7 protein-coding genes are annotated in these 13,297 nt (G+C 45.8%); 4 read left to right on the top strand and 3 right to left on the bottom strand.

What is annotated here, in order from left to right:
• Window positions 1-374 precede the first annotated feature (374 nt).
• Window positions 375-2,528, bottom strand: a complete 2,154-nt coding sequence (locus QT996_RS23960; RefSeq protein WP_333049574.1) for a polyribonucleotide nucleotidyltransferase — start codon at window positions 2,526-2,528, stop codon at window positions 375-377.
• 813 nt (window positions 2,529-3,341) lie between these two features.
• Here QT996_RS23960 and QT996_RS23965 point away from each other — a divergent pair.
• On the top strand, window positions 3,342-8,084 hold the full coding sequence (locus tag QT996_RS23965; RefSeq protein ID WP_333049576.1) for an SNF2-related protein: 4,743 nt from the start codon (window positions 3,342-3,344) through the stop codon (window positions 8,082-8,084).
• A 199-nt stretch (window positions 8,085-8,283) separates the two neighbouring features.
• Complete coding sequence (locus tag QT996_RS23970) at window positions 8,284-9,111, top strand: SWIM zinc finger family protein (RefSeq protein ID WP_333049578.1); 828 nt, start codon at window positions 8,284-8,286, stop codon at window positions 9,109-9,111.
• A gap of 166 nt (window positions 9,112-9,277) precedes the next feature.
• On the opposite strand, the gene QT996_RS23975 is transcribed toward QT996_RS23970, so the two are convergent.
• Window positions 9,278-9,910 carry an HAD-IA family hydrolase gene (locus QT996_RS23975; protein WP_333049579.1) on the bottom strand — a complete coding sequence of 211 codons (633 nt, stop codon included), beginning with the start codon at window positions 9,908-9,910 and terminating at the stop codon, window positions 9,278-9,280.
• A gap of 186 nt (window positions 9,911-10,096) precedes the next feature.
• Window positions 10,097-11,032, bottom strand: a complete 936-nt coding sequence (queG, locus tag QT996_RS23980) for a tRNA epoxyqueuosine(34) reductase QueG (protein WP_333049581.1) — start codon at window positions 11,030-11,032, stop codon at window positions 10,097-10,099.
• Window positions 11,033-11,241: 209 nt separating this feature from the next.
• On the opposite strand from queG, the gene QT996_RS23985 reads away from it, so the two are divergent.
• Window positions 11,242-12,204: an orange carotenoid protein N-terminal domain-containing protein gene (locus QT996_RS23985; RefSeq protein ID WP_333049582.1), complete on the top strand. Its 963-nt coding sequence runs from the start codon at window positions 11,242-11,244 to the stop codon at window positions 12,202-12,204.
• 347 nt (window positions 12,205-12,551) lie between these two features.
• The gene (locus tag QT996_RS23990; protein WP_333049584.1) at window positions 12,552-12,986 is read left to right on the top strand and encodes a nuclear transport factor 2 family protein; all 435 of its coding nucleotides are present in this window, start codon (window positions 12,552-12,554) and stop codon (window positions 12,984-12,986) included.
• Window positions 12,987-13,297 lie beyond the last annotated feature (311 nt).

The raw sequence follows: 13,297 nt of genomic DNA on the forward strand, positions 1-13,297 counted from the left end.
ATTAATAATTAAGTGGGGTCGTAAAATCAAAAATAAGGGCAATGCGTGTATCACAGTTTAAATGTGCAACAGCTTATTATATTTTTTTTAATATTTATGAGCGATTTAACCGCAGAGGGCGCAGAGGAAGAGGGGAAAGAGATGAATAATTCCAAGGTTTATTTATAGCAACCGCCGAGGGTAAAGTGCGCGACTGTATTAACTTCCACAGCCGATCGCACTTTTGTCGATCTGTCGCTGTCGCGCACCTACTCTCAAATCAATCTGAAACAATCAGATTTAATCTCAACTAGCAATTAGCAATTACTAATCACCAGTTACCAATTAGCAATTAGCAATTACTCTATAAGTAATTACCAATTACCAACCGTAAACTATTTATTCAGCGCTTCGCGGGCGGCTACCGCTTCGTCGGGATGAATATTCAAGCGGGTCAAATTAATTCGACCTTTATTGTCAATTTCTCGCACTTTGACAATCACTTCATCGTTCACAGCTAACTCGTCTTCCACTTTGCCAACGCGGTAGTCCGCTAACTGGGAAATGTGAATCATTCCTTCTTTTCCGGGCAAAATTTCCACAAAAGCGCCGATCGGAATAATTCGAGTTACTTTGCCGACATACACATCTCCTGCATTCAACTTGCGCGTCATGCCTTGGACAATGTTGTAAGCCCGCTGAGCTTTTTCGCTGTCGTTGCCAGCAATTGTTACGGTTCCGTCGTCTTCGATGTCAATTTTGACACCGGTTTCTTCGGTGATGGCTTTGATCGTTTTGCCACCAGGCCCAATTACCAAACCGATAAATTCTGGATCGATTTTCAGGGTTAGCAAACGCGGTGCAAACGGCGACATTTCCTTGCGGGGAGTGTCGATGGTTGCCAGCATTCTTTCTAAAATGTGCAGTCTGGCCGGTTTGGCTTGGCGGATGGCTGTGGCTATCACATCTAAAGGCAAACCTTTGATTTTCATGTCCATCTGCAAAGCAGTAATCCCGGTGTCGGTACCGGCTACTTTGAAGTCCATGTCGCCTAAGAAGTCTTCAATTGCCTGAATGTCAGTCAAAATTCGGACTTCATCGCCTTCTTTAATTAAGCCCATTGCCGCGCCGCTGACGGGTTGCGAAAGGGGAACGCCTGCATCCATTAATGCTAGCGTTGAGGCGCAAACTGAACCCATTGAGGTGGAACCGTCGGAAGAAAGGATTTCTGAAACTACGCGAATTACGTAGGGGAAATCTTCTTTGGATGGCAAAACGGGCAGTAAAGCGCGTTCTGCGAGAGCTCCGTGACCGATTTCTCGGCGTCCGGGCGATCGCATCGGCTTGGTTTCTCCTACCGAAAACGGCGGGAAATTGTAGTGATGCAGGTAGCGTTTGTCTTGCTGCGGGTGCAAGTCGTCTCCTAAGTCTTGGGCGTCTCCTGGGGTTCCCAGGGTAGCTGCGGACAAGACTTGGGTTAACCCCCGATTGAACAACGCACAGCCGTGTACTCGGGACGGCAGCACGCCTACGCGACAAGAAACGGGTCGCACCTCGTCTAGCTTGCGGCCGTCTACGCGGATGCCATCTTCGAGGATCTGCTTCCGCATCATTTTTTTGGTAACGTCTTTAAAAACGTTGCCGATCGCCTTGCTGTTGGCGGTGGCCGCTACTTTTACCGGGTCCTCTTCCGGGAGTTCGGCGATCGCAGATTCGACTGCATTTGCCTTAACTTCGTCCAAAGCTGCATTCCGTATTGTTTTGTCTTTTTCAAATCTTGACAAAATGATGCGGATGGGTTCTTGGGCGCGATCGCGAATGAAGTTTTCTAGGGCCGAATCTTGCGATGGCCGTTCCTCTACCACCAAATCGATCCCCAATTCCGCCATAATTTCGCGCTGGGCTTGAATCAAGTCACAGGCTGCTTCATAGCCGAAGTCGATCGCCTCGATGATATCCTGTTCGGGCAACTGGTTGGCGCCGGCTTCTACCATGATTACTCCGTCAGGAGAACCAGCTACCACGAGATCCAACTCGCCTTCTCTGATTTCGCTGTAGGTGGGGTTGATGATGAAATCGTCCCCTACCAAACCGACTCGCACTGCCGCCATCGGCCCGTAAAACGGCATTTTCGCCAGCAGTATCGCCACCGAAGCCCCCGTCACCGCCAAAACGTCCGGTGGTACTTGTTCGTCCATCGAAACCGTTGTGGCTACAACTTGGATGTCATCTCGCAGCCAGCTTGGAAATAGCGGGCGCAGCGGTCGATCGATCAAACGGCCAGTCAAAGTCACTTTTTCTGGGGGACGCCCTTCCCTTCGCAAAAATCCACCGGGAATTTTTCCGCCAGCGTAGAGTCTCTCTTCGTAATCCACCAACAGGGGCAGGAAATCAATTCCTTCTCTCCCCTGCGATCGAGTCGCTGTCACCAAAACCGCCGTGTCACCCGACTGAATCAAAACTGCACCGCCTGCTTGAGGCGCTAGTAAACCAATCTTCAGTCTAATATCCCGTCCATCGAAGGATATTGACTTGTCTATCTCTACCATGTAGCACTGCTTCCTTATCTACCACATTCTTTCTCTGTCGGGATCGTAACATTACCACAGGATGTTTGAGAGTCCGAGGTCAAAAGACAGGGATAATCGCCTCGCGATCGACTGTCTGCGTCTGGCATATAAGCATTTATACTCTCGAATTATTTTTTGCAGCCTGGGGTCGATTCTCCGGTTGATCGCCCGCTAAACGCCTTCCATAGATGGTACGTTGACATACTCACCGACCTGAAGGTACGGTGATTCTTAAGCCTCGCGACTTAAGTTTCTGCTTCTTCGCAACTGCCTCCACCCTCAAAGAGTTTTGGTCTTATGTTCGCTCCACAGACTAACCCCGCAAGCCCTGCGGTTTTTACGTGTCGAATACCAAACGGAATTCTTCGTACTTTTGATTCTAGGGTTAGACTTCCATTGCCCTATCCTCTTTTCCCGGTCTACCGATTTTGCTTCGCCGCCAGCACAAGGCTGAACTTCGCTCGTATAGGCTGTTTGATCCATCGTCTCGGGTGGGTCGTTGACCAATTACATTCTAATATAAAGCCGTCCTAAAAGGATGGGGTTTCTACCCAAATTTGTGATGAATTTTCGTTTGGGAATTGGGACATTGAAGGAAGAAGGAAGAAGGATTTAGTTATCTAGGATTGGGAATAAGCAGTAAGGTGCTTAGGTTGCACCCTACATATACAGGTTCTACCTAAGTCCTGTCTGGCTCAAAATATCCTTTGTTTGTTTAAACTTTTATTCATAAACCCCATATAAAAGCTGTACTCAGCCTCGCAATTAAATAAAAATATCAGGGTAAAAAAGATGGCAATTTTACACGGCAGTTGGCTACTAGAAAATGAAAAAAGTTGCTTATTTATTTGGGGAGAAACTTGGCGAAAAATAGGGGCAATTGACACCACAGCGGGGATAAATCTACAGCATCCCTTAGCTATGACCGAAGCTGAATTTAAGACTTTCCTAAATTCATTGCAGCAGTCGGGAAAACTCAACTGGCAATTACCGGAAACCGCAGAAACTTCACCGGAAAAAAGCAAAAAAACCAGGCGATCGCCCAAAACTCAAAACGCAGAAATTACCGCCCCAAACTCCTCAATCCAAAGGGAAATTCGGGCGATCGCACTTCCCACGCAAATCTCAGAATCGAACGCAAATCTGATGCCGCAGCACTCAGCAGCAGCACTTGAGGAACCGACCAAAACCGAGGAAATTTACCTTTATCCCTGGCAAGTCCAGGGTTTTTGTCTCAACCCTCAAGCAGCTTTTGTTTTCTTGCAATCACTACCGCTTAACAGCACGGAACCAGACTCTTTTGTCGGCTCAGATTTGCGTTTTTGGTCTCATATTGCTAGGTGGAGTTTGGATTTGTTGGCAAGATGCAAATTTTTGCCGGGATTGGAGAAACAGCCAGACGGTTCTGCTATTGCCAAATGGCAACCGCTGTTAGATAGTTCTACAGATACACTCCGGCTCGCCACTTTTGTCAAGCAAATGCCGACGGCTTGCAGAACATATCAGAAGAAGGAAGAAGGAAGTTCGGCAACGGATTCTGTAACGGATGTAACGGATGTAACGGATGTCAGGAAGAAGGAAGAAGAAAGAGGGGAAAAGGAAGAAGAATCCAGTCAATTGCCTTTAGCCGTGGATTTGCCTGCGGGGGCGGAGGAATTGGTGTTAGGCTTTTTGAGCAGTATTGTAGATAGTCAAGTGCGCTCGGCTGGTAGCTCTACTTTAGACATCAAAGCAGTTTCTCCTGTGCGCGACTGGCTGCAAGCTTTGCAGCAGGAATCTGGGATAGTTCAAGTAGAAACAGCAGCATTAGAAAACTTGGCAACCAAGCTGAGTGCTTGGACTGCACCGCTGCAAAACCAACTATCTCAACAAAGTCAATTTCGCACTTGTTTTCAACTGATACCACCAGCGCCCGGTAAAGCCAACTGGAATTTAAATTATTGCTTGCAAGCAGCAGATGAAAACGAATTTTTGGTAGATGCGACAACTATTTGGAACAACTCAGTTGAGCGTTTGGCTTATGCGGGGCGGACAATAGAATTGCCTCAAGAAACTTTGCTCAGCGGCTTGGGTTTAGCCTCGAAACTTTATCCGTTAATTGAACCGAGTTTGCAAGCACAGCGGCCTCAATCTTGTCAATTAAATCCGCTGCAAGCTTACGAGTTTATTAAGTCTGTAGCTTGGCGGTTTGCTGATAGCGGGTTGGGCGTAGTTTTGCCGCCGAGTTTGACAAAGACGGATGGTTGGGCGAGTCGTTTGGGTTTGAGCATTCAAGCGGAAACTCCGAAAGTGAATCCGGCGAAAGGTGGGCTGGGATTGCAAAGTCTGCTAAATTTTAAGTGGGAATTGACGATCGGCGGACAGCGCCTTTCTAAGGCAGAGTTTGACAGATTGATTGCGTTGAATTCGCCTTTGGTGGAAATTAACGGCGAGTGGGTGGAGTTGCGCGCGCCGGATGTGAAAGCGGCTCAAACTTTTTTTGCCAGCCGCAAAGAGCAAATGACTCTTTCTTTGGAGGATGCTTTGCGTTTGGCATCGGGCGATTCTCAGATGATCGAGAAATTGCCTGTGGTGAATTTTGAGGCCACGGGTCAACTTCAGGAGTTGTTGAATACTTTGAGCGATAATCAAGCGGTAAGTGCGATCGCAACTCCGGCTAGTTTCCGAGGACAATTGCGGCCTTATCAAGCCCTAGGAGCAGGCTGGTTAGCATTCTTAGAACGCTGGGGTTTGGGTGCTTGTCTCGCGGACGATATGGGATTAGGAAAGTGCATTTTACCACATTCTTTGCTTTTTGTTAATGGTTTTTTACAAAAAGCTGAAAAAATATGGGAAGCATATGCCGGAAAAACAGAATTCGACGGTGAGGGCTTTTGGTCTGAACCTAACGAGCAATTACTGGTAAATTCCATAAATCAGGAAACAGGCAAAATTGTACAGGCGACTGTTCGACGACTTTATCGCCAGCAAGTGCAAGAAAAGTTGCGAACAATCAAACTGCAAGACGGTAGCACCATCACAATTACCCGCCGCCACAAATTGTTAGGACGCGATGGCTGGACAAATGACCTCAAGGTTGGAGATTATGTTTGCGTTCCTGCTAAATTGTATTGGGAAGGAAAGCCGGAAGATCCCGATTTGGTCAAGCTTCTGGCTTGGCAGATAGCTGAGGGATATGAGCAGCGCGATCGGGCAATACTCACAATAACGCAGAAAGATGTGGCAGTTCTTGAAGAATTGCGTTTCACACTTCACCATTTAAGCAAAAAGTATGGGATAGAAATAAATAATCCTGCTGTTCGTACTCCCGGTAAGCAAAGAGCAGCATATTTAGCTGTGTGTAGTCGATCGTACCAAAGCTTTCTTGAGGCTAAAGGCTACGAGTGGGGAAAGCTGTCAGCCGAGAAAAGCTTCCCGCAATTTATCATGCAAGCCAATCTGGACAGCATACGGATTTTCCTCAAAAACTACTTTGATGCTGAAGGTTCTGTCTTCCTTAACACGCGGACTATCGAAATTAGCACCGCTTCGCCTTTAATCATCCAACAACTTTCTACATTGCTGCGGCGCTTTGGAATTTGGCTGCGAATCGCCACCAGACAGAAATGCGCCACCAATGGCAGCGGCATTTTTCGCACCTATTATATTGGCACTTTCGGCGGTAACTCAGCGCGCATATTTTTGCAGGAAATTGGCTTCGGTTATCCCGAAAAACAGCAAAATTTAGAGAAAATTTGCGAAGTTACTGCCAATACAAATGTCGAAGGAATTCCGGTTTCGGATATTGTTGCCGATGCAGTGGAGATGACCAAACTGCCGCTACGGCATTTCGGAATGCACAATCCTGTTTATATTAACGGTTCCCAGCAGTTTTCCCGCATCAGCCTAGGAAAGGTGGTAGCAGGTATGGAAAATGTGCTTGGTGGTTCCGCAGAACAGGAGTACCGCCAGCTAAAGCCTTCTAAATGGACGAATCAAACCCTACAGGCTTATGCAAATCTCAATGTAGCGCAGCTAGATAGTGTCCGAGAAAATTTGCAACTTATACTCGATCGCGAAGTATTTTATTGCCGAATAGAGGAAATTGAGGATTTTGAGTACAGCGGGTGGGTTTATGATTTTGAGGTGAGCAAGCATCACAATTTTGTTGCCAATAATATCTTGTGCCACAATACTATTCAGCTAATTACTTTTCTCCTGCATTTACAAGAACAAGATGCCCTAGAAGCGCCAACATTACTGGTTTGTCCGACATCGGTATTGGGCAATTGGGAGCGCGAAGTCAAGAAATTTGGCCCGACGCTGAAAGTATTAGTTCACCACGGAGACAAACGCGCTAAAGGCAAAGCATTTGCGGCTGAAATTAAGGGAAAGGATTTAATAATTACCAGTTACGCCCTGGTGTTTCGCGATGCGAAGGAATTTCAAGGCATTAAGTGGCAAGGATTGGTTTTAGATGAAGCGCAAAATATTAAAAATTCCGAGGCTAAGCAGTCGCAAGCGGTGCGGCAAATCGAGGCATCTTTTAAAATTGCGCTGACGGGAACTCCGGTGGAAAATAGACTGCAAGAATTGTGGTCTATTTTGGAGTTTCTCAATCCTGGCTATTTGGGACCGCGCAATTTCTTTCAGCGCCGATTTGCAATTCCGATCGAGAAATACGGAGATAGGGAATCATTGCAGACTTTGCGATCGCTCGTTCGGCCTTTCATCCTCCGCCGCCTGAAAACCGACAAAGAAATCATCCAAGATTTGCCCGAAAAACAGGAGATGACTGTATTTTGTGGACTCGCGACTCAACAGGCGGTATTATATCAGAAAATAGTCGAAGAGTCAATAGCGGAATTAGAATCAGCAGAAGGTATTCAGCGCCGGGGAATGATTCTGGCTTTGCTGGTAAAACTCAAGCAACTTTGCAACCATCCGGCTCTTGTGAAAGCAGAAGCTAAGCCGAAAGAATTGGAAATTAAGAGCCAGGAATCGGGGAAATTGCAGCGGTTGGTGGAAATGTTAGAGGAGGTGCTCGCTGAGGGCGATCGGGCTTTAATTTTTACTCAATTTGCCGAATGGGGAAAACTCCTGAAACCGCATCTAGAAAAGCATTTAGGGCGAGAAGTTTTGTTCTTGTACGGCGGAGTTAAGCAGCAGCAGCGGGAAGAAATGATCGATCGCTTCCAGCACGACCCCCAAGGCCCGCCGATTATGATTTTATCTTTAAAAGCAGGCGGCACAGGTTTGAACTTAACCAGAGCAACCCACGTTTTCCACTATGACAGATGGTGGAATCCCGCAGTTGAAAATCAAGCAACTGACCGCGTATTTCGCATCGGTCAAACTCGTAATGTGCAAGTTCACAAATTTGTCTGCACTGGTACGTTAGAGGAGAAAATACACGATATGATCGAAAGTAAGAAAGCTCTAGCCGAACAAGTAGTCAGTGCCGGTGAAAACTGGCTCACTGAGCTAGATACAGACCAACTTCGGAATTTACTAATCCTCGATCGCAATGCTATTATAGAAACGGAAGAAGAATAATGTGTTTAATTTGCTTCGGTTTTTCGTGAGGACTTTAGTTCTAAAAAATCCGAGGAATGACGCACTCTGACCACAGAAACCGGGTTTTTTACCAGGATTAAAGGTTATAGTCCAGTTTTTTGGTAAAAGACTCGGTTTCTGACTCTCCTAGATAACTAAAGCTTTCTTCCTTGTTCCTTGTTCCTTCTTCCTTCGGCTTATGATTGACAGAGAATGGTGGACACAACAGTGGCTCGATTTAATTAATACCTACCGCTTCAAAAAGCGCTTAGAACGTGGCTGGCAGTATGCGCGCGAGGGAAAAGTTCTCAGCATTAAATTCCCTAACCAAGAAGTAATTGCCGTAGTTCAAGGAACCGATCCTAAACCCTATCAAGTTTCTTTAGGACTCGATACATTGACTGATGAAGATTGGGATTATGTGATTGAAAATATGTCCCAAAGAGCGGTTTTTTCAGCTAAATTACTAGCAGGAGAAATGCCACACAATATTGAAGATGTATTTGCAGCGGCCGGCAAAACGCTATTTCCGTTAAGTTTATCTGATATTCGATCGCGCTGTAGCTGTCCTGACCCCAAAAACCCTTGCAAACACATCAGTGCAGTATACTACTTATTGGGCGATCGCTTCAGTGAAGACCCCTTCGTACTCTTTCAACTGCGGGGGAGAACCAAAGAGCAAATCTTGACAGCACTTCGTCAGAGAAGAGGTACGCAAGGAGAGGAAAATTCCCAACTCAACTCCGGCGAAAATGCCCCCACTGCGAATTCTAAATTGCCAAAGGTCGATCGCTTTTGGGAATACAATCAGCAACTAGAATCATCTTTAGTAGTCATTGTACCGCCACCCAGCAGCGAAACAGTATTAGATATCTTAGGCCCAATTCCCATCGCAACCGACGGAAAAGGAACCGCTAGCAAATCCTCCCCTGCATCAGACGCCCTCAAACAGCATTTTAGCAAAATCTACCAAGCAGTTAGCCAGCAAGCAGTTTTAGCAGCACTGAAACGGGGCGAAGGAGAGTAACATAATTTACTTGCAGAGATGATACTAGGGAGTATGGCTGATACCAAATCAGCCTTTAATACCCCTTGTATTCTTTAGTCGCTCTCTGCTGAGAGGAGAGTTTGTTTAAGATTGGTGTCAAGCGCCGAGTCTTATTTGGGCAATTTTAGTTTACCCAAGTTTACAGTTACCCCAAATTACTCATAATCTCTATCAGTTCCTGCGGGCGTGTAATCAAAAAATCGGGACTGTGTGCAGCCAAAGCCTCCTGAGAATTAAAGCCCCAACCTACAGCAACTACCTTAATTCCAGTTTTTCTAGCTGCGTCTATATCTCGGATCTCATCTCCCACATAAACGACTTCTTCAGGATTTATATGTTCTTTTTTTAGCCATTTATTAATAACTTTATGTTTCCCAAAAGTTGAACCCGAGTAAATAAACGTGAAAGTGTCTTGCAAACCCTTATTTTCCAGCGATGCCAAGACGTTTTCTCGAGAATTGGATGTGATAATGCCCAGTTGAAATCCCAGTTTTTTTAACTCTAGCAAAACTTCTTTAATTCCCGGAAATAATTCAATTGTGGGAATTTCACTCCGCAACTCTGCTTTCAACTTTCTAATCAAAAGGGGGAATTTGAAGATAGAAATCCCCGAATACTTAAGAAGTTCCCAAGAAGTTAAGTTGCTCAGTTGAGCGAGTTCCTCTTTTGTCGCAGACTTAAAGCCGAATTCTGCTGACAAACGGTTGGTGATGCTCAGAAGAATATCGATTGTATCTGCTAAAGTACCGTCAAAATCAAAAATAATTACTTTGGTCATTGGACAATAGCAAATAAGGAACGGGGAATCATACAACTTTAGATTTTAGATTTTAGATTGTAGATTTTAGATGGGGAATGACTTACTGCATAATGTATTGGCTCTTGGCGAACCGTACATACCCTAGGGTTATTATCTATAGGGTAAGGTGCCGCCTAAGCACCCTGAGCGGGAACATCTCAACTTTTAAGGGTTAATTTGATTTGCTTTCGCATTTCGCCGCAGCATTTCTGGTTTAATGCGCCGCAGTGCCGAAGCTGTAAATCTGCGGTTCCATTCCTCGTCGGAAATGTCGGCTAATTCTGCAAGTGTCGGCGCTATATTTTCAGGATAAGGCTCAAACTCTGCAACATCAGTTGGTTTAGCAAATCGCTGATTCCAAGGACAAACATCCTGACAAATGTCGCAACCTGCTACCCAACCTTGTAAATTAGATGCAATTTCGTCGGGCAATTTTTCGGCTCGATTCTCGATCGTGTGATAGGCTATACATTGATCGGCATTCACCACAAAAGGCTCAGTAATTGCTCCTGTCGGACACGCCTCGATACAGCGAGTACAAGTACCGCAATGTTCTGTATGAGAATCATCCGACGCTAACTCCAAATTAGTCAAGATTTCGCCCAAAAATACCCAAGAACCGTATTCGCGCGAAATTACATTACCATTTTTAGCAATCCAACCAATCCCGGCACGCTGCGCCCACATTTTATCCTGAATTGGCCCGGTATCAGCATAATACCGCGCTTCAATTCCCTCGCCTTGCGATCCCACCCAATTTGCCAAAACCTTCAGTTTTTTGTGCAAAATTCTGTGGTAATCCCGCCCCCAGCCGTAGCGAGAGATTTTGGCATATTCGGAACCGTCCGGGCGTTGGTGAGGCGTGTAGTAGTTGATGGCAACACATATCAATGACTGCACCTCTGGCATCACTAATTGAATATCCAGCCGTTTCGGGTTTCCCATCCATGCCATATCCGCCTGATAACCCTTGTCCAGCCAAGCTTGCAATCTTTGTTTTTCTAGATCGAAATCCGCGTCTTTTGAGGCTATCCCAACTTTGTGAAATCCCAACTCAAGGGCTTTTTGCTTAATGCGATCGCTATTAATTGATTTTTTCATCTGGTAAGGAACCACAGCACAAATTGTGCCATAAGTCTACTAATCTTAAGATTAAGTGTGGGACAGAATTGATAATAATTTCACAATCTTTATATTTATAAATTTGAACTCCAAAATGTCAAAAATGTTACATAATTTAATTTAGGGAGAATTCGATTCGCTAATTCAAGTACGCAAGTAAAACCGACAGCGAATCCCACAGCATACATATGGCAGTTAGCATTCAATCAGCTCAATCTATTTTCTCAAACACCGAGATTGCGAGCGTTGTTCCCGCTACCACGGAAGCATTCTATAAACTCAGCGTTGAAGACCAACTAGCACTGCTCTGGTATGCCTACACCGAAATGGGCGTTTCCATCACCGCAGCAGCTCCGGGAGTAGCCAGCATGGCGCTTGTTGAAGGCATCCTGAGCGAAATCAAGCAAATGTCGCCTGCTGCTCAAAGCAAAACCATGTTTGACCTAGCCAGCAACGCCGACACTACGATCGGGCGGATTTACACTTCCTTGCGCGTCAACACCAAACTTGGTTTCTGGTACGAGTTGGGACAGTTGATGAAACAGGGCCTTGTCGCTCCGGTTCCCGCTGGCTATCAAATGTCTCCCGAAGCCACCCAAGTCCTTGAAACCATCAAAAAACTAGATCCGGGCCAGCAAATTACCGTACTTCGGAATACCGTAGTTCACATGGGCTACGACCCCGATTTCAGCCAAGAGTACGGCAAACGCTCTGCCCCCCGCAGCACTCCCACCGCTCCAGAAGAGCGGGTGAAAACCAAAATTGAGGGTATTAGCGAGCAGACTGTCCTCAACTACATCGACTACATGAACGCTTTCGACTTCACCCCAGCCGTCGGTTTATTTGCCGAAGAAGGTGCCCTGCAACCGCCTTTCCAAAAGCCGATCGTCGGTCGCGAAGCTATCCTCAACTATATGCGCGAAGAGTGCATCGGACTGAAAATGATGCCTAAGCAAGGCGTATCGGAACCCGCAGAAGACGGCTACCGCCAAGTTAAAGTCACCGGCACTGTCGAAACTCCTTGGTTTGGGGCGAATGTGGGTATGAACATCGCCTGGCGGTTTATGCTCGATCCTCAAGGTCAAATTTTCTTTGTGGCGATCGACTTGTTGGCCTCTCCTAAAGAATTGCTCAATTTGATGCGTAAATAGAATATTCTGGTTCGGTCAGTCAAACAGACTTGGCCAGAAACCCAGATGCCTTCAGGTGTCTGGGTTTCTATCATTTTAGGTTTTAGATTTTAAATTTTAGATTCAATAATTGAAGGATGGAAAATGACTGATGGTATCAGGGTTTACAGCTTGGCTACACTTGTATTTTTTGAAAGTAGGATGGATCTTGGTCGATCGCTCTGAAAGCTGCGCTCGACGCTTTCCGGTTCCCGATTCCTCCTTTTTTCGGAGAATTATTTTCCTACCCCTACTTATATCTTTTGAGGGATTTGCTGCGACAAAGAGAATGATTACAGTATACTCATTCATTTGAAATCACTTCTTTTATGACCGCCACAACTCAACCTATTTTAACTAACTCTATAAAGATTGCAGGCATCACCATGCCAGGGATACTGCAATATTTTGAAACTTTAAACGCGGGGGATTTTGAAGCGACCGCTAATTTGTTTGCGGATGACGGGGTTCTGCACGCGCCGTTTGAAGAGCCAATTATCGGCAGGATTGCGATCGCCACTTATCTAAAAAAAGAAGCACGAGGAATGCAGCTAGAACCCCAGAAAGGTGTCAGCCAAATTTTAGAAGATGGCAAAGTAGAAGTTCAGGTCAGCGGTCGGGTGCAAACTTCCGCATTTGGTGTTAATGTCGGATGGCTGTTCTTGCTCAATTCTGACCAAAAAATCCTTTCTGTCACGGTCAAACTGTTAGCTTCTCCCCAAGAATTGCTAAATCTGCGGTCGCAGACGAAATTTGATGTTTGATAATCTGCTTCACATTTAAATTGTCTATTTTGGTTTGACCTGTCGATCGCACGTAACAGCTAAAGTCGTGCGATCTACAGGTCAATCGGCTTTTTATCGCCAGAATGAGGCAGAAACGGGGTTTTTTATCCCAATTTCGGGTGAAGTGCCACTAACGGTATAAAAAATCGGTTTCTTGGCTATTTGTGCGATCGGGACTTTACCCCTACAATCTTACAGTCTCGCGTTGGAGTGACGCTACGGCACGAAAAAGTGGCTGTCACCGCAGCGTGCGACAGACAGCCAAAGCGAGTCTAAAAGTGCATTGTCAA

The sequence above is a fragment of the Microcoleus sp. S13C4 genome (genome assembly GCF_036700865.1).
Taxonomy (GTDB): domain Bacteria; phylum Cyanobacteriota; class Cyanobacteriia; order Cyanobacteriales; family Microcoleaceae; genus Microcoleus.